This is a genomic window from Zunongwangia sp., from assembly GCF_048269745.1.
Lineage (GTDB): Bacteria > Bacteroidota > Bacteroidia > Flavobacteriales > Flavobacteriaceae > Zunongwangia.
On sequence record NZ_JBLXIB010000008.1, the window covers coordinates 1 to 19,590 of the forward strand.

Below are 19,590 nucleotides of genomic sequence, written 5' to 3' on the forward strand. Positions count from 1 at the left end.
GACCCCCAAGGTTCGCATCGCACGCCATTTGTAATGATCGCCATTAAGCCAAACACGAGAAATATTTTCGAATTGTGTATCGGCCTCAATTTGCGCGGGAGGTAGGTGGTTATGATAATCGATAATTGGTTGTTTTTTGGCATACTGATGGTATAATTCTTCAGCATATTTATTTTCCAACAAAAAATTATCTGTTATAAAGGTTTTCATATTCTTATTTTAGCTGAAATTGGATCTTTTTTAGCGCTTTTTTTCCTAGTTCTTCATTTCTCTTCAACGGACTGCTACCACCTATATAAATTTCAAAAGTTCCTTTTTCCAGCTTTTCCTTTCCGTTGTCATCAATAAAACTTAACATTTCAGGAGTAATTTCAAAAGTCAGTTCTTTTGATTCTCCTTTTTTAAGATGAATATTTTTAAAAGCTACCAGTTCGAAATTAGGTACACGAGAAGAAGCTTTTACATCCTTTAAGTATACCTGCACCACTTCATCGGCTTCAAAATCACCAGTATTTGTTACACTAATACGAGCATCTACTGATTCTTTTTTCTTTATTTTATCCTTAGATAATTTAATTTCAGAATACTCAAAATCGGTATAACTTAAGCCATAGCCAAAGGGATACATTGGCGCTATATCCATATATTTATAAGTTCTACCTTCCATTGTATAATCTTCGTAGGCAGGAAGATCTTCAATATTCATTGGGAAAGTTATCGGCAATCTACCTGAAGGTGAATTTTTACCGAATATGATATCGGCAACAGCGTTCCCACCTTCTTCACCAGGATACCAAACCAGCAATACCGCATCGGCAAGTTTATGTACTTCAGCTAAGTTCATCGGGCTACCACCAGTTACAATAGCAACTACCGGACGATCCTCCGCCGCCTCACTAACTTTTTGTAAATAATCGATCTGATTTTGAGGTAAGTTATAATCCATGCGATCACCAAAAGTTGGAGAAGCAATAGACTCTCCTTCTTCGCCTTCCAGAAGTCCGGAAATTCCCATCACTACAAACGTAGCATCACTATTACCGGCATTTGGAGAAGCCCAGTCCTGAGGATTTTCATTAGGAATATTAAGCCTTGTTCCCATTCTGTATTGTAATTGACTTTCAGGTTCTATAGCTTTTGCAATACCCTCTAACATAGTAACCATATCTGTACTTACTCCGTGATAATTACCTAATAAAACTTCAATATTCGTAGCATTCGGTCCAGTTATAAAGTATTTTGAAAGGTTATTCTTTAAAGGAAGAACTCCGTCATTTTTAAGAAGAACGATAGACTTTCTAGCGGTTTCTCTTGCCAAAACTCTATGTTCTTTGCTATTCATTACCTCAACCCCAATCTTATTATATGGGTTGCTATCTTCAGGATCAAACAAACCTAATTTAAATCGAGTTTCTAATAATTTATGCAAACGCTTATCAACCAATTTTTCTGAAACTAAACCATCTTGTACCGCCCTAGCTAAAAAATTATAAGTATCGCCACAATTTAAGTCTACACCTACTTCTAAGGCTAAAGCCGCTGCGGCCTCTGGAGAATCAACAACACTATGGCCACTTACAAAATCCTGCAAAGCCCAGCAATCACTTACTACATGCCCATTAAAGCCCCATTCATCTCTTAGAATATCATTTATAAGACGATTATTGGCGCAACAAGGCTCTCCATTGGTGCTATTGTAAGCACACATTATGGTTTCTACATTTGCATCTACCAAAGTTTTAAAAGCCGGCAGATAGGTTTCCCAAAGATCTTTTTCACTTACATCTGCATTAAATTCATGTCGTAACTTTTCAGGACCGCTGTGTACTGCATAATGTTTTGCAGCAGCAGCAGTTTTTAGATATTTATCATTATCACCCTGTAAACCTTTTACAAAGGCTTCTCCTAATTTCGAAGTTAAATAAGGGTCTTCACCATAGGTTTCCTGACCTCTACCCCAGCGAGGGTCTCTGAATATATTTACATTAGGCGTCCAAAATGTTAATCCGCTATATTTTCGATGATAACCATGTTTCACCGCATTATTGTAATTCGCTCGTGCTTCATCTGAAATTGCTGTCGATACTTGTAAAATTAGCTCTTTATCAAAAGTCGCTCCCATTCCAATGGCCTGAGGAAAAACTGTAGCAACCCCAGATCTTCCAAGGCCGTGTAAAGCTTCATTCCACCAATCATAAGCAGGAATTCCTAATCTTTCAATGGCGGGACTGGCATTTAGCATTTGTTGTGCTTTCTCCTCTAAACTAAGCCGACTTATTAAATCGTCTATTCGCTCATCCATAGATAAATCTGTATTGTAAAAATCAAGTTCAGATTTATCGATTTTGGCCTCCTGAGCATTCATTACTGTAGATGAAGACAGTATAAATATGAAAGCAAATAGATGTATATATTTTTTCATTATTACTAATATTTACAGGTTAATTTTATTATAAATGAAATATTGATGTTTATAAACAAATAAAACATAAAATCAAATTAAAAGCAACCGATTGCGTAAATTATTTTGTTTATACTCTTTTTTTACATAATTTTCAGTCCGCAATCGTTTGTTTAGACAAATCAACTTACAAAATGAAAAAAAACATACTCAGCATATTTTTGCTAATAATTAGCAACTTTGCTTTTAGTCAAAAGCCATATGATTTATGGTTGCAATATGATAAAATTGAAGATCAAGCTATTAGAGATACCTATAAAAGTCAGGTTTCCAATATTTATTTCAACCTAAATTCCCCTACCGGAATTGTCATAAAAGAAGAAATCCAAAAAGCTTTTAAAGGTTTATTGGATATTGAACCAAAATTCGATGCTAAAGCACCACAACTAATTATTGCTACACTAGATAAACTTGACGCTTCAATTAGAGAAGAGCTACCGGACAGCTCTAAAATAAACGATGAAGGTTATTTTCTTCAGTATATTTCAGAAAAAGAAACCCCTAAACTTATCATTTCCGCTAAAACCGAGAAAGGCTTATTATATGGAGTTTTCAATTTCATTAAGCAAATGCAATTGCGCAATGACCTATCAAAATTATCGATATCGGATTCTCCTAAAATTCAAAAAAGACTTTTAAACCATTGGGATAACCTGGATAGAAGCATAGAACGTGGTTATGCCGGTTTTTCTATCTGGGATTGGTATTTATTACCTGAATTGATAAAGCAGGAATATATTGATTATGCCAGAGCTAATGCATCTATAGGGATTAATGGTACCGTACTCACTAACGTAAACTCTAATGCTTTGGTACTAAGTCCAAGGTATATTCAAAAATTAAAAGCGCTGGCTGATGTTTTCAGACCTTATGGAATTCAGGTTTATCTAACCGCAAGATTTTCTGCACCTATAGAAACTGGTGATTTAGAAACAGCAGATCCGCTTAATGCTGAAGTTAAGCAATGGTGGAAAAATAAAGCGGACGAGATTTATGCCGAAATTCCCGATTTTGGAGGCTTTTTAGTGAAAGCTAATTCTGAAGGACAACCAGGTCCAAATAACTACGGAAGATCTCACGTAGATGGTGCTAATATGCTTGCTGAAGCTGTTGCTCCTCACAACGGAATTATCATGTGGCGTGCTTTTGTATATTCTGAAGAAAAACCTGAAGACCGCGCAAAACAGGCCTATTCAGAATTTAAACCTTTTGACGGAAAATTTAAAGATAACGTATTGGTTCAAGTAAAAAATGGAGCTATCGATTTTCAGCCACGAGAACCTTTCCATCCTTTATTTGGCGCCATGCCAAATACTCCTTTAATGATGGAATTTCAGATCACACAGGAATATCTTGGCGGAATGTCTCATTTAGTTTTCCTACCTAAACTTTTCGAAGAAGTTCTGGAAGAAGACACCTATGCGCAAGGCAAGGGAAGCACAGTAGCCAAAATAATTGATAGACAACTAAGCAACAAAAAGCTTACCGGAATGGCCGGTGTAGCTAATATAGGAACGGCAAAAAACTGGACTGGCCATCCTTTTGGTCAGGCAAACTGGTATGGCTTCGGTAGACTGGCTTGGAATCCAGAAACCAGTGCTAAAACCATAGCACAAGATTGGCTTAAAATGACCTTTACAGATAAAAGCGATTTTGTAGATCCTATGACCAAATTATTACTCGAATCTAGAGAAGCTGTGGTTAATTATATGACTCCGCTTGGATTACATCATATAATGGCAGCAAATCATCATCAGGGTCCAGGACCGTGGGTTAAAGATATGCCAAGACCAGATTGGACATCTGTATATTATCATAAAGCAGCTTCAGACGGAATTGGTTTCGACAGAACTTCAAGCGGAAGCAATGCCTTAGAGCAATACGCCCCGGAAATTCAGAAAAAATATAGTGATCCCGCAACCACACCGGACAAATATCTGCTTTGGTTTCATCATTTACCATGGGACTATAAAATGAAAAATGGAAAAACACTTTGGTATGAAATTGCAGATCATTATCAAAAAGGAGTTGAACAGGTTGAGGATATGCAGAAAACCTGGCAAAAAATGCAGAAATATGTAAATCCGCAGGTTTTTGTAAAAACAAATATGCTCTTAAATATCCAGTTAAAAGAAGCTAAACAATGGCGAAATGCCTGCCTGCTTTATTTTCAGCAATTTTCGAAAATGGATTTCCCAGATTTTATTCCTGAAATGACAAAAGACCTAAACTATTATAAATCATTGAAGCTTCCTTATGCTCCCGGTATAAGCCCTTCATGGAATTAAGAAATTATATGAACTCGAATTTAACAGCCATAATAACCGGTGGGAATGCCGGACTAGGATTTGCAACGGCAAAAAAACTTTGTGATGAGGGGATTACCACTTATTTGATTGGCCGAAACAAAGAAAAAACTTTAAAAGCCTGCGAAGAAATTGGTGAGAACGCAAAACCATTTATTTTAGATTTAACCGAATTAGATAAAATCCCTACTGCAATTACTGAAATTGCTAAAGAAGCAGGCAAAATCGACATTTTGGTTAACAATGCCGGAATTAATATGAAAAAAGAATTTCTGGAAGTCGAAAATGAAGAGTTTCAGAAGATCCTGCATACTAATGTTACCAGTGTTTTTGCGATAAGTCGGGAAGTTGCGAAAGTAATGAAGGAAAATGGCAAAGGAAGTATTATCAATATTAGTTCAATGGCTGCGCAATATGGGATTCCACATGTAATTGCCTATTCTGCCAGTAAAACTGCTATTGAAGGAATGACCAGAGCTATGGCAGTAGATTTGGCTAAATTTGGTATACGAGTAAACTGTGTGGCTCCCGGGTTTATTAAAACAAATATGTCTAGCAAAGCTTTAGACAGTGACCCAGAGCGTAAAAATAAAGTACTAGGAAGAACTCCTATGGGTAAATTAGGTGAACCTGCAGATATTGGCGACGCTGTTTTTTACTATGCCACAGATCTTTCAAAATTCACCACAGGAACAGTGCTACCTATCGATGGTGGTAATTCAATTGGGTTTTAAACATCGCAAGTAAACTATCTCAGGGCAAGCATTGAATGTTTAATCTCGATTATCGAGTAAATTCATAAAAAGAATATTAGACTTTGAAATGAATCATAACAATATGTCATCACTCTGAATTTGATTTAAATAAAGAATAACATGAAACAAATAAAACAATTACGCTATCTTTTAATATTGCTGCTATTTGGCATTATTTCTTGTAAAGATCAGCAAAAATCAAAGGATATTACTTCTACAGAAGAACCCAAACAAGAAAAAGGGCTTAAGGATTATTTTGCCGAAGATTTCCCTATGGGCGTTGCTGTTTCTCCAGCTTCACTTCAAGGAAAATCAAAAGAATTAATTTTAGCCGAATATAACAGTCTAACACCTGAAAATGTGATGAAAATGGGTGTTATTCATCCAAAAAAAGATGAATTTAACTGGGCTCCTGCAGATAAAATAGTAGCATTTGCTCAGGAAAACGGGCTTAAAGTACGCGGACACGCCCTGGTTTGGCATCAACAAACTGGCAACTGGATTTTTAAAGATGACAACGGTAACGATGTTAGCAGAAAGGTTTTGTTAGACAGAATGAAAGCTCATATCGATTCGGTGGTTGGCCGATACAAAGGAAAGATTTATGCTTGGGATGTAGTGAATGAAGCAATTGACGATAATCCTGATAACTTTCTAAGAAATTCAAAATGGCTTGAAATTATTGGAGATGATTTTCTAACTAAAGCATTTGAATTTGCTCATGAAGCCGACCCAGATGCCAAGTTATTTTATAACGATTATAATATTATTATTCCGGAAAAAAGAGACCGTACTTTAAAACTTATTAATAAATTGAAGGCTGAAGGAGCACCAATAAACGGAATTGGTATACAAGGGCACTGGTCTGTTTTTAGTCCAAGTGAAGAAGAATTACAACAGGCTTTAAAAATGTATACGGAAACCGGTTTAGATGTGCAGATTACCGAACTCGATGTTTCGCTTTATAAATGGGAAAAAGAACAACGTGAAAGACATCCGGACGAATCAGATGAGTTTACCGAAGAACGTAAACTTGCCCAAATAGAAGCTTATCAAAAATTCTTTAAAGTGTTTAAAGAGTATAGAAATAAGCTTACCGGAATAACATTTTGGAATATTGCAGACCGCTATTCCTGGTTGGATCACTATCCCGTAGAAGGCCGAAAAAACTATCCATTATTATTTGATGAAAATTACCAGAGAAAACAAGTTTATGATTCAATTATCAAATTCAGTAAAAACTAGCAAGCATTTATTTTCAGTGCTTTGTATTCTGCTAAGTGGCTTAATGTATGGACAAAAAAATATTGTCTCACATACATCTGGCGAGGACAAATTTGACTTAGTAAGCAGTAAAAAGACTTCAAAATTAGTATTGGATACTTCAGATTTTGAAGGAGTAAGCATTGCCGCAAAAAACCTTCAAAAAGATATTGAGCGAGTTACCGGAAAAATACCGGAATTCCTTTCCGAAGTAAAAGGAAACGGAAATGTGATCATCGGGACTATTGGTAAAAATAAAATGATCGATAGTTTAATTCAGCATCAAAACATAGACGTTTCTAAAATTCAGGGAAAATGGGAGGCTTATACCATTAAAAAAATAGGGAAAGATTTATTGATTATTGGTAGTGATAAACGCGGAACTATTTTCGGTATATACGAACTGTCAAAGCAAATTGGTGTTTCTCCTTGGTACTGGTGGGCAGATGTACCGGTAAAAAAAGCAGATGAATTATATATTGACCAAAATGGGTTGACTAGCACCGGCCCTAAAGTTCAGTATCGAGGTATTTTTATTAATGATGAAGCTCCCGCCCTATCCAGTTGGGTCACTGAAAATTACGGTAAGTTTAATCATGAGTTCTATGAGCCCGTTTTTGAACTTATTCTACGCTTAAAAGGAAATTATATGTGGCCTGCAATGTGGGGAAAAGCTTTTTATGATGATGATCCTGAAAATGGTGTTTTAGCAGATAAATATGGCATCGTTATGGGAACCTCTCACCATGAACCACTGATGCGCGCCCAAGCAGAATGGGGACGCTATGGTAGCGGTGATTGGAATTACGAAACCAATGCCGATACTTTAAAAAGCTTTTGGCGCAAAGGGATTGAACGAATGGGCGATCGTGAAAGTCTGGTAACTGTAGGCATGCGTGGAGATGGCGACGAACCAATGACTAAAGGCACCGCTATTAGTTTACTGGAGCGCATTGTTAAAGATCAACGCGAGATTATAAGCGATGTTACCCAAAAACCCGCTGATGAAACACCGCAAGTATGGGCACTTTATAAGGAAGTTCAGGATTATTACGATCAGGGAATGCGTGTACCTGATGATGTAACTTTGTTACTTTCCGATGATAACTGGGGAAATATCAGAAAGCTACCTAAACTTAAAGATAGTACTAGAAGGGGAGGTTATGGGATCTATTATCACTTTGATTATGTTGGTGGACCCAGAAGTTATAAATGGATAAATACCTCTCAAATTTCCAGAGTTTACGAGCAGATGTCACTAGCTTACGCCTATCATGCACGTAAGATTTGGATTGTAAATGTTGGCGATTTAAAACCTATGGAATATCCCATTAGTTTCTTTTTAGATTATGCCTGGAACCCGGAAGCTCTTAAAATTGAAGAACTAAAAGCTTATCCTGAAAAATGGGCTGCCGCTCAGTTTGGAGAAAAGTATGCGTCTGAAATTGGAGAATTGCTACAAAAATACACCACCTATAACAGCCGAAGAAAACCCGAATTACTATCTGAAAGAACCTATAGTCTAACGCAGTTTAATGAAGCTGAAGAAATCCTAAATGAATTTAATGAGCTAGAAGAAAAAGCAGATGAAATTGCTGAAAAATTAGCTCCAAAATATCAATCGGCTTATTTTCAACTGGTGTTACATCCGGTAAAAGCTTCCGCAAATCTAAACAGAATGTATATCGCACTGGCTAAAAACAAGCTTTATGCGAAACAACAGCGAAACACCACCAATGCCTTTGCAGAAAAGGTTTCAAAGTATTTTGATAAAGATGAAGAATTAACTTCAGAATATAATAAAATTGAAGAAGGTAAGTGGAACAATATGATTTTTCAGCCTCATATTGGTTACTCATCCTGGAGCGATCCTAAGCAAAATATTAAGCCGGAAACGATTAATATCGAAGTTCCCGAAGCAGCTGGTTTAGGTGTGGCTATACCGAATAGCAAAGATTATTTTCCAAAAAACACGAACCTTAGTTTACCAGTATTCGATAAAAACAATACTGAATCTTATGTTGAAATTTTTAACGAAGGAAAGGAAAAATTAGAAGTTAAACTAAAGAAATTGCCTAAATGGCTAAAAGCTTCTAAAACTAAAGCTGAAATTGGTGAACAGAAGCGTATTTTTTTAGCACTAGTTACTGAAAAATTACCGAAAAAAGGTACAAAAGATAAGTTTATTATAAAATCTGATGACGAAAAAGTAGAAATAGAAGTTTCTTATCAGCCATTTAGTTTTACTCCTAAAGGTTTTGTGGCTAAAAAAGGAATAATAAGCATTCCTGCAAACAAATTTTCGGAAAATAAAGGTTGGGAAATAATTCCTGATTTAGGTCGGAGAGACATTGCATTAAGGCCAGAGAGCAGTTTTACTCAAGAAGCTTCTGAAAATGCAAGCCTAACTTATCAATTTTCGATTAAAGAAAACACTACAGCAAAAATGAGTTTTTTAATCTCACCAAGCTTAGATTTCCTTGATAATGGCGGACTCAAATTTGCTTACTCCATAGATGGTGGTGAGCTAAAAACTCTGAATTTGCTTAAGGATACTAAAGATCACTGGGGTATTTCTGTAACTAATAATATTACTAAAGTTATTCAAGATTTGAATTTAGAAAAAGGAGTGCATCAACTAAAGGTTTATGCAGTAGATCCTGGAGTTGTTTTACAGCAAATTATTATTGAAACCAATACATCAAAACCGCTACAGACTTACTTAGCGCCAAAAGAATAATTGTAAATTTAGTATACAATTAGTTAGTTTGATTAGAATAAAAGCCGGGAATTATCCCGGCTTTTTTGTTACTCTTCTTTATACCTAAAAAAATTCTGTTTAAAATAAGAAAATACGGCTATAAGCAATTAGATTGGCATTTAGTATAAGTAAAATCCATAATTAAAAGTTAAATGACTATCATTATTAATAAGCGTTTAAATTTTAACGTATAGAAAAAACATGGTAGTAAACTACCTCAGGTTAAGCCTCGAAACATTTAATCTCGATTACCGGGTAAAGAATTAAGAAGTCACTTATTGAATGTTTGGATTGATGAAAACATAAATTATCCCGATTCAGGTCACCATGTTATGAATTGGAAAAATATTCTTTATAATTCCAAAGTGTCCTCATTAATCAGTAAGATTGAGAGATTAAAACCTCCGTGAAGGATCCAAAATTTACATGGCACAAAGCTTAATCACAGCTTATATATTATTTCATAAGATTTATTCATTGCATATTCCACAGAAACAACTTATTAAACCTTAAAATTAAGTAGCGAAATCAAATCCAGCATTGAGATCTTTATTCTCTTATAATAAAACAAAAAAAAGAGAGCCTTTACAAGCTCTCTTTTCTATTCATTTAAATAAAACTCAATTCTATTGGTAACCAGGGTTTTGATAAGCATCTTTTTCTGCTTGTGTCATGTCCATATTATCTAACTGACCTCTAGGTATAGGTCTTAAATAATTATAAGGTTCAATAGTTCTTGTAGTTTTACTTATGCTATGGTCTGTTGCATTACTTCCTCCAATTTCATAAGTCTCTGCTAATTCGTTCCATTTCTGAGTACGAACTAGATCATACCAACGATAGCCTTCTCCAAAATATTCACGGGAACGTTCTGCTAAGATAAAGTCAATATCTATAACATCGGGAGTTGCATTCACCATAGCAGCACTGTTATCTTCTATGCGCTCTTCCTGTTCCCCATTATCATAGCACCACTTACCGGCACGTGCACGGATAACATTTATTAAATCGTAAGCACTGTAACTTCCAGTTGCACCTTTTACAGAAGCTTCAGCAGCTAAGAAATAGAATTCAGAAAATTTTGCGATAGGGAAAGGCCTAGTTATTGCACCATTAGGAGATCCTAACCCGCCATTATTATCAGTACGGTAAGTCCCTAATTTCCATAATCCAGGATAAAATGCTTTAGTGATTTCATTTGGGTTTATAACGTAGTCTGCTCTTCCTGGAAGTACTCCACCTCCAATACCAGCACCATTCACATAATTAACATTTGGATTAGGTTCGTCTAAAAACGAAATCACCGCATCTCCGGGTGCTATTTCCATATCATTAGCTCCTTTTATGGTAGCTTTATCAACACCACCTTTATCCCAGTTTCCTCTATAGCTGGTTACAAATGTAGCATCATAACGTGAATCTAAATCTTTCTCTTCAAAAGTTTTTGTCAATACACCAATAGGTGGTGCCATTCTTGTCCATGGTCTACCATAGCTTTGGGCAGCTTCCCGTTGTACAGGTGATATACCATCTAAACTCATCGCTGTATAGTTTGATGTTACCATCCAAACTGCTGTATTAGCACTTCCATCTGTTCCACTATATCCTAAATTTGCCCCATTATATATCTCGCTTCCTTCAGTACGATCTGCATACAACATCATTTCTTCATTACGATCGTTTGTTGCTACATGTACATTATAAAAACAATCTAGTAAACGATAAGGTCCTGGATTCTCAATTCCTTCCACAGCTAAATCATAAGCCTTTTGAAAATAGTAAGAGGCATCATGACTATCTGGATCTGTTCTTGGTGTTTCTGGATAGGTTGGTATATTATTAGGATTTTCTAACCACCAAGCATAGGTTAAATAAGCTTTTGATAGAAACAGCCTAGCAACATTTTTAGTTACCGTTCCAGTTAAACGAGGTTGAGCTGGTAAATCGTTTATGGCTTCTTCCAAATCAGGAAAAATAGCCTTTGTGTAAACTTCAGGTACTGTATTACGTACTGATTTTCTAAGTGGATTACTGTTATACGCTAATTCTCCAGAACCTAAATCCAAAGGTACACCTCCATAATTCTGAACTAATAAGAAATAGTTAAATCCTCTGAAGAATCTTGCTTCTGCGATTAATGAATTATCAATTCCTACAGCTGCTGCGTTCTCTATAATTCCACTAGCCATATTTACTGCAGGAAAAGAATTGTCCCAAACAACACCAACGGAGTATCCACTTTCTGAACTTAGATTTCCTTGTCCTGCAAGGTCTAAATCATAAAAGTTATTATTTGCATTTTGGGCGGGAACGTATTCATCAGTACCAGTTTCTGTCAGGTTTAAATAGTAAGCAAACCCAAACACATTTCTCATATTCTGATACAAATATGTTAATCCTCCCTGAACACCATTCTCTGTCTTAAAAAATTCCGGAGTAAATACTCCTCTTGTTTCTTCTTGCAATATATCATCTGTACAAGATTTCAAACCAAATGCCAATATTATTGAAAATACGGCTATAGGTATAATTCTAAATTTTCTCATATTTTCTTTTTAAAATGAAATGTTTAAACCAATCAAGTAATTTCGAGTTGAAGGAATATTAGTTCCAATTGTTGGTATACCTCTAGAAATATTAGATGTATTAACAGCTGAATTCTGACGATTACCATTACTATCTACTCCAGAGTTTGTAATCTCTGGATCTAAACCAGATTCGTCATGAAATGGTGAGAAAAACACAAACGGATTTTGAGCAGATGCATACACACGTAATTGTTTTAGTCCAATATTATCTAGAAAGTCTTGTTCGAAATTATACCCTAAAGTGATTGAACGAACTTTTAAATATGAACCATCAAAATAGCCTAATGTACTGGCATATTTCTGATTATCACCACTTTGAAGGCCTCCTGGAGCTGGATATTTAGCACCTGTATTTGTTGGAGTCCAATAATCTACATCAACGTTACCTTGTCTACCTGTTAGTAAATTTAGATAACTACTAGATGAATAGAGAGTACTAACTAGTGTACCTCCGTGCTGAAAAGTCCCTACCATGCTTAAATCTAAGTTTTTATAAGCCAAACGAGTATTAAAACCACCTTGAAAATCTGGAGTAGGATCTATAATTACCCTGTCGTCAGCACCTATAGCTCTTACAGGAGATCCATCTTCATTATATTCCCCTGTATATCTTACTTTGATCATTCCGGCTGCACTATTCCCTGGCTCGTATTGCTTCAAATACTGAAAATCTGGGTCAGATTCATTCCAAAGTCCTATTCTATCATAATCATAAATTACATTAAGTGGAGATCCTACAAACCAAAGATTTCCTACGTCCCGCATTCTTCCTGAGGCTAAACTAGTTATTTCACTTTGATTATGGTAAATATTAATTCCTGCATCCCATGTAAAACCATCTGGATTATCTATAATAGTACCATTCAAAGATATTTCAAACCCCTTATTCTCAGTTGAAGCAACATTTTTGGTAATACTGCGAACTCCTGATGTTGAAGGAAGACCTTGTGTATATAAAATATCGTTAGTTTTAGTTGTATAATATTCAACAGTTCCAGATAGTCGATTGTTGAATAATCCAAAATCAAGACCATAATTGTAAGTTTTAGAAAACTCCCATCCTAAGTTTGGATTAGCTACTTGGTTTATATAATAACCTGTTTGATATTCATCTCCAAAATTATAATTTACAGTTCTAAGACTACCCTGCACAGAATAAGGGGCAATTGCTTGATTGGAAGTTTCTCCATAACCTGCACGTACTTTCAATGAATTTATCCAATCTAAATCATACATAAAATTTTCGTTACCAATATTCCAACCTAAAGAAACGGCAGGATAAGTAACCCATTTATTCCCTGGAGCTAATCTAGAGGAGCCATCAGAACGAACTGTTGCCGTCATCAAGTAACGACTATCATATTGATACATTACTCTAGCCATATAAGATAATAAGCCAGTAGAAGAATAGCCTGTACCATAATCTGTAAGATTATCAGTAATCACTGAGTCTAAATTATACCATAGTGAATATTCATTAGGAATATACCTTCCAGATAGACCTACATTGTCGTACTCAGTTTTTTGTGAAGAAAATAATCCAACAAAATTTACCTGATGTTTCTCTGCAAATGTTCTATCGAATAATATTTGATTTTCAATAACGTAATCTCTAGTATTGGAACTATTATAACTTGCCGATGAAGGATTTGTTTCATTATAACTAAAAACTCCTTCTCCAGTAAAATTACCATCTCTATCGGTTCTAAAATTTAAACCAATATTAAGTCGATACTTCAAACCCTTAACCCAAGGTATTTTGGCTTCAGCATAAATATTATTATATGAACCATAATCTAATTGTTGATTTTTTCTTCCATCCCCTATTCTATTGATCTCATTCTCAGTAGGGATCCAAAGGTCATCTGTCCTAGTTTGAAGCCTTACAGTCTCTAAGAAATTTCCATTCTCATCATATGGGCTTAAGAGTGGTGAAGCTACCAATGCTCCATATAGATTTACAATACTACTAGTTTTATTGAAATTCATTACTGAATTTAACCCAAATTTGAATAAAGAACCTACTTCCTGATCAACCTGAGCTCTTAATGAGTACCGCTGAAAAGATTCTTTCGGCACAACCGACGTTTCTTTAAAATAACCAATTCCTATATTATAAGAACCTTTTTCAGAACCACCTTTTACGCTAATATCATGAGTTGTTTGAAGCCCTGTTCCATATATAAGATCTTGCCAATCGGTATCATTAGCTAGATCTTCATCATTTCCAATTGGAAAAAGAGGGGTCCCTTTCTGATTAGGATGAGCTGCAACATCTGCTCTTAACTGTGTTAATTGTGCTGCATTCATCATTGGGTATTTAGCAAAAACATCCTTTACTGCATAGTATGTATTATAAGAAAATGTTGCTTTTTGCCCCTGTTTCCCAGACTTTGTAGTTATAAGAATAACACCATTGGCTCCTCTGGAACCATAAATTGCTGTGGCTGATGCATCTTTAAGTATATCAAGACTTTTAATATCATTTGGACTAATATCACTTAAACCTCCAGAAAAAGGAATACCATTAAGTACAATTAATGGATCATTATCACCTGAAAGAGAACGTGTACCTCGAATACGAATTTGAGGAGAAGCCCCTGGCTTGGTACTGTTTGTAGAAATATTAACACCAGCAGCACGTCCTATAAGTGCTTCCTGAAAATTTGCAGTCTTTACTTCAGTCAATTCTTCACTTTTCAATGAAACCACCGATCCAGTTACAGATTCCTTACTTTGAGTTCCGTACCCTATAACCACTACTTCACTTAATGCCTGAGCATCATTCTGCATAGTGACGTTTATATTGGTTCTACCTTTAACTACTATATTTTGGGTCTCATAGCCCATAAAACTATAACTTAGAGTAGCATCGGAAGGAACATTAGTTACTGTATAGTTTCCATCAAAGTCTGTTGTTGTCCCTTGGGTAGTCCCCATAATAAAAACATTTACTCCAGGCAGAGGCATTCCCTCTGCGTCGACAATTTCTCCACTTACTGTTATATTCTGGGCATAAGCGCCAGTAAATACCAATAAGAAAAGTAAAAGTGAAAATTTGGGCTTCTTACCCAAGCTTCTTACATAGTTAGTAATCTTTTCTTGCATATTAATGAATTTTAAATTAAAACAATTAAATCATGTTAGAATGACAAAAATTGATAGGTTAATTTTTCGATATGATAAATGTATTATAAAATAATCAATTACGCAATCGGTTGCGTTAATTTTTATATTCATAATGACTATAAGATTATTTTAATCTTATACAGATTTTCAATTAAAGTTTAAAATTAACCGGTAGCTCACTATTGACAAGAAAAACCTAATAAACTAATCTAAGTTATAAAAAATAGGTATCTGCAAAATTTATCTAGTTATTAGATTATGGGATTATTGAAAATAGAGAATATAAATAATATTTTAGGTGAAATTATCGATATTGTTATAGCATATATAAAAGAAAACAGACTAATAAAGAAAATTACGGACGAATAAATTTAATGGTAATATAATCAAGAAGTTTCCTTAAAATAGATTTTACTCTGTGAAGAAAAAAAGAGTACCAATTGCCTTGTCGGTGTTGGCTTCAATACTACTTAGATTAAGTACATTTTTTTCCTGAGTTCTCCACAGCAATTTTAAAAATTTTTCCTATGGTACTTATGGTTACGATAAAATTTACTTCTTTATAAAACATATCGCCGTCGACTTCCATAATTTTCATTAGGTAAACAAAATAGACATCTTTATAGCTTGCAATTAGAAACTTCCTATTTTTTGACTGCTAAATCTATAACTACTGCCTTAGAAAAATGACTTAACCTGATTTCTATTAAAACTAATCTCTTAGAATAAGAATTTTAAAAAAATAATGTGTTGGGGTTTCCATCTTGGTAACATTTTTAAAGAATTATTCTTCTAATCACCTATAAATAAATAGTATACTAACAGAATTTGTGTAATTTATAAGTTAATATAATTCATTTTGAGTTTTAATAATTTTATAAAAATATACTCAATTAAGTAATCTTTCTTATTTTTAAATACCACCAGTATTAGTAAGCAGTTTATCAAATAAATTTGCATTTAATATTTTATCAAATAACAGCCTCTTGCACAAGCAATTAAAGAATCTAAAAAAAAGGACTAAATAATCGTCTTTTTCTAAGTTCAGATAAATTCTTTTTACTATTAAATTCATAGTTTAAATCAAAGCATCCCTCCTAAATTCTATCTTTAAAAATGTTACCTTAATGTATGAGCATAAATTTTTAAATCCCAATGAAGTTTCTACCTACATTTCTTGCGCTCTGGATGTTTACGGTTTCCCTATATGCTCAAAAAAATGAGCAGTCAATTACCATTTCTCCAGATTCTACCAAGCAGGAAATAATTGACTATATAGAAAGTAACCTTGAAAAATCTGACATTGAAATGGAAAATGGGAACTATCCCGCTGCAATCCTTTACAGTCATAGAAATTTGGAATTGGCTAAGAAAATAGGAGATTCTTTAAGGCTTGCGATTTCCAGAAGTTATATTTCTCATAACTACCTAAAATTAGAAAATATAGAAGCAGCCCGTAATTATATCAATAAAAATATAACGATGGCTGAGGCCATGAAAGATACGCTAATGATTAATGCTTCAAAAATTGACCTTGCGAATATTTATATTAAAGAAAAAAGATATCAAGACTTTGTACAATTAAATAAAGAAGTAATATCCTTAGCTAAAAAAGCCAATGATTATTATAATTTAATTACCAGTAGCCTAAATATTGCACAAGCATATTTGGTTAACCTCCAGAAGCCAGATTTGGCCAGACCGTATATAGACTCAGCTAAAGTTTATAATATTCCATATAAAGATTTCCCCAAATTACCTCCGTTTTCAAATGATAGATTTTATTTTTTAGAGGCAGAATATGCCTTCCAAACCGGAGATTTTAAAGCGGCAAAGAAAAATTTTAAGCTTGATATAGAAAATCTTAAAAACAACGAAGGCTCTGAAGAGATGTTATCTTCCTATTCTGGATACCTGCAAAGCCAGGCTGAATTAGGAGAGTACAAGGAAGCTTATGAGAGTTTTAAAGTGTTAGATACTTTATATGAGAATAAGCTGAAAAGTGTATTGGAAGAATCCAATAAAACTTTACAGGATCGTCTGGAAATTGAAAAGATAGAACAGCAGATTAAAAATAAAGAACTTCAAAATAAAATTTTTTCTGCAAAAGCGGAAAAAAATAGAATATTACTCATTGCCTCTGTAACCTTATTGGTATTCGTATTATTGGTATTGCTGTTTTTTGTTTTTGAAAGGACAAAAAGAACAGCTCTCATGAAGAAGCTTCAAAGAAAAAATGAGGAATATCTTGATGCCAAAGAAAAATCTGAAGAGATGGCAAGGGTTAAAACCAAATTTCTTTCTACCGTTAGTCACGAACTTAGAACACCATTATATGGCATCATTGGTTTGTCTAACGATTTATTCTTGGCTCCAGAACTCTCTTCTCATAAAAAAGAACTCCAGTCTTTAAAATTCTCAGCCAATTACCTGCTCAACCTAGTTAACGATGTACTTACACTAAATAAAATAGAATCACAGAATTCTATTAAACTGGAGAATAAGCCATTTGGATTACAGGAACTCATAGAGGATATTGATATTTCGTTGAAATTTATGAGGAAACGGAATAACAATCAATTAAAAATTAAAATCGATAAAGAAATCCCCCCAATTTTAATAGGCGATAAAATAAAGTTATCCCAAATATTAATTAACCTTATCGGAAATGCATTAAAGTTTACTAATGATGGCGAAATTCAGATATTGATTAACCTTATTAAAAAGAAAGAAAAAAGAATAAAGCTTAAATTTCAGGTAAAAGATAATGGTATTGGTATCTCTAAAGAAGAACAAAAAGAAATTTTTAAAGAATTTGAGAGCTCAAAAAAAACAACCAAATTCGCAGGTACCGGACTTGGTTTAAACATCGTTACCAAGTTGTTGAAAGAAATGAATTCAGAAATTCAATTGATAAGTCAAACAGGAAAGGGATCTAATTTTTACTTTGAACTGGAGCTTGAAACAACAGATCAAATGGAAACAGTTTCCCCACCCCCTTCTTTAAATACCAAAAAACCTGAGTTTGCAGGAAAAAAAATACTGATTATTGATGATAATCATATCAATCAGTTGGTGACCAAAAAATATATTGAAAGGTACGGGATGGTAGCAAAATCTGTAGATAGCGCTCTAGAAGGTATAGAAATGCTAAAAATAGAATCTTTTGATCTTGTATTTATGGATCTCAATATGCCTACACTTAACGGTCTGGAAGCAACTTCCATGATTAGGGAGTTTAATAAAGAAATTAAGATTATTATTTTATCTGCAACTGAAGTGCAGGAGTTAGAAGATAAGATAAAAGGCTACGCTATTAATGATTTTCTATCTAAACCTTATAAGACTAAAGATTTATACAGTTTATTAGAAAAATGCCTAAAATAATAGTTGACTAGATTATTTTATTTAATATTTTCCCTAATTTATTAATTACTTTGAGAGTGATTCCTAAACCAATAGCAATCTATTTTAACTATATTTTTAAATAAACTCTTTATTTTCATTAATCTTTAATAAACACCTTTAGTAGTTAAAATATTATAATTTAAGTCTTCCTTAATTTATGGAATAAAAATCCTTGCTAAGAAGGAAATTGAGTATAAAATTCCTTCATATAAGTTAGCTCTATTAACAATAAATAGTTTTTATTAATTATATCAATCGTAAACCGTGTAGTTTACTACTGTCACTGGGCTAAAAAAGTAAGCTTATATCATCGCCAAGTAGGAAAAAAGCAGATAGCTGAAGTAGTCTTAGAATATCTTGCTAAATAGATGAAAGGAAATATTTTTCAAGTGCTTCGCGACACCGGGCAATCTCATAAAATCCGATTAAAGAGGCTATCGATCAAATACAAGTGTTATACGATAATGGTTATAGTACTAGTATCTTTCGTGCGCTTTCCATGCAAACAGGTATCAATCTATTTGGTCTTAAACAAGAAAAGGGAACTAATGAGTGGTTAAATGCTTTTGAAACTATTAAAAAAGAATTATAGTTAGATTCAAAAACTGCAAAAGACTATACACATCAGTCGATGGTAGATATAGAGGGGGAACCTTATTCTAGCAGCTAAAATAACTAATTCTGAAATTTTCGAAGATATTTAAAAAATTAAAAACAGGTATATAATATAAAATTCTTTAAATGTTACCGAACGATCGTTTATTAAATATATTAAACTTAAAATGCCTATGAAGAAGGTATTGGCAAAGCTTGGAAACATAAACTTCATTTTTAATTTTATAAAACATTTAATTCGTTTAAAATCATATTTTATATATCCTAAAGATTAATATAAACGCTTTCTATTATATAGATATAT

Annotated in this window: 9 protein-coding genes; 5 read left to right on the forward strand and 4 right to left on the reverse strand. The window is 33.9% G+C overall.

The genetic code is table 11. From position 1 onward, the window contains the following. Positions 1-210: glucuronate isomerase (locus tag ACN0WI_RS10395; RefSeq protein WP_417886725.1), on the reverse strand; the 210-nt coding region annotated here is incomplete at its 3' end. Positions 211-214: 4 nt separating this feature from the next. Then, the gene (locus tag ACN0WI_RS10400) at positions 215-2,422 is read right to left on the reverse strand and encodes a glycoside hydrolase family 3 N-terminal domain-containing protein (RefSeq protein ID WP_417886727.1); all 2,208 of its coding nucleotides are present in this window, start codon (positions 2,420-2,422) and stop codon (positions 215-217) included. A gap of 173 nt (positions 2,423-2,595) precedes the next feature. Here ACN0WI_RS10400 and ACN0WI_RS10405 point away from each other — a divergent pair, with 173 nt between their 5' ends. The 4 genes from ACN0WI_RS10405 (at position 2,596) to ACN0WI_RS10420 (ending at position 9,525) form a co-directional block, all read left to right on the forward strand. Beyond that, on the forward strand, positions 2,596-4,749 hold the full coding sequence (locus ACN0WI_RS10405) for an alpha-glucuronidase family glycosyl hydrolase (protein ID WP_417886728.1): 2,154 nt from the start codon (positions 2,596-2,598) through the stop codon (positions 4,747-4,749). A gap of 8 nt (positions 4,750-4,757) precedes the next feature. Beyond that, positions 4,758-5,501: an SDR family NAD(P)-dependent oxidoreductase gene (locus ACN0WI_RS10410; protein WP_417886730.1), complete on the forward strand. Its 744-nt coding sequence runs from the start codon at positions 4,758-4,760 to the stop codon at positions 5,499-5,501. A 141-nt stretch (positions 5,502-5,642) separates the two neighbouring features. After that, the gene (locus tag ACN0WI_RS10415; protein ID WP_417886731.1) at positions 5,643-6,767 is read left to right on the forward strand and encodes an endo-1,4-beta-xylanase; all 1,125 of its coding nucleotides are present in this window, start codon (positions 5,643-5,645) and stop codon (positions 6,765-6,767) included. Further along, on the forward strand, positions 6,736-9,525 hold the full coding sequence (locus ACN0WI_RS10420; RefSeq protein ID WP_417886733.1) for a glycosyl hydrolase 115 family protein: 2,790 nt from the start codon (positions 6,736-6,738) through the stop codon (positions 9,523-9,525). The genes ACN0WI_RS10415 and ACN0WI_RS10420 overlap by 32 nt, the downstream gene beginning before the upstream one ends. A gap of 647 nt (positions 9,526-10,172) precedes the next feature. Here ACN0WI_RS10420 and ACN0WI_RS10425 read toward each other — a convergent pair. Then, entirely contained in the window at positions 10,173-12,092 is a 1,920-nt protein-coding gene (locus ACN0WI_RS10425; RefSeq protein WP_417886734.1) for a RagB/SusD family nutrient uptake outer membrane protein, read from the reverse strand. Positions 12,093-12,101: 9 nt separating this feature from the next. Continuing rightward, positions 12,102-15,242: a SusC/RagA family TonB-linked outer membrane protein gene (locus ACN0WI_RS10430; RefSeq protein WP_417886735.1), complete on the reverse strand. Its 3,141-nt coding sequence runs from the start codon at positions 15,240-15,242 to the stop codon at positions 12,102-12,104. A 1,176-nt stretch (positions 15,243-16,418) separates the two neighbouring features. Here ACN0WI_RS10430 and ACN0WI_RS10435 point away from each other — a divergent pair. Continuing rightward, positions 16,419-18,650 carry an ATP-binding protein gene (locus ACN0WI_RS10435; protein WP_417886737.1) on the forward strand — a complete coding sequence of 744 codons (2,232 nt, stop codon included), beginning with the start codon at positions 16,419-16,421 and terminating at the stop codon, positions 18,648-18,650. The last annotated feature ends 940 nt before the right edge of the window (positions 18,651-19,590 follow it).

Excerpts from the sequence above, each read along its gene's own strand:
- ACN0WI_RS10400 (WP_417886727.1), bottom strand. The coding sequence starts at position 2,422 with ATGAAAAAATATATACATCTATTTGCTTTCATATTTATACTGTCTTCA.
- ACN0WI_RS10405 (WP_417886728.1), top strand. The coding sequence starts at position 2,596 with ATGAAAAAAAACATACTCAGCATATTTTTGCTAATAATTAGCAACTTT.
- ACN0WI_RS10410 (WP_417886730.1), top strand. The coding sequence starts at position 4,758 with ATGAACTCGAATTTAACAGCCATAATAACCGGTGGGAATGCCGGACTA.
- ACN0WI_RS10415 (WP_417886731.1), top strand. The coding sequence starts at position 5,643 with ATGAAACAAATAAAACAATTACGCTATCTTTTAATATTGCTGCTATTT.
- ACN0WI_RS10420 (WP_417886733.1), top strand. The coding sequence starts at position 6,736 with ATGATTCAATTATCAAATTCAGTAAAAACTAGCAAGCATTTATTTTCA.
- ACN0WI_RS10425 (WP_417886734.1), bottom strand. The coding sequence starts at position 12,092 with ATGAGAAAATTTAGAATTATACCTATAGCCGTATTTTCAATAATATTG.
- ACN0WI_RS10430 (WP_417886735.1), bottom strand. The coding sequence starts at position 15,242 with ATGCAAGAAAAGATTACTAACTATGTAAGAAGCTTGGGTAAGAAGCCC.
- ACN0WI_RS10435 (WP_417886737.1), top strand. The coding sequence starts at position 16,419 with ATGAAGTTTCTACCTACATTTCTTGCGCTCTGGATGTTTACGGTTTCC.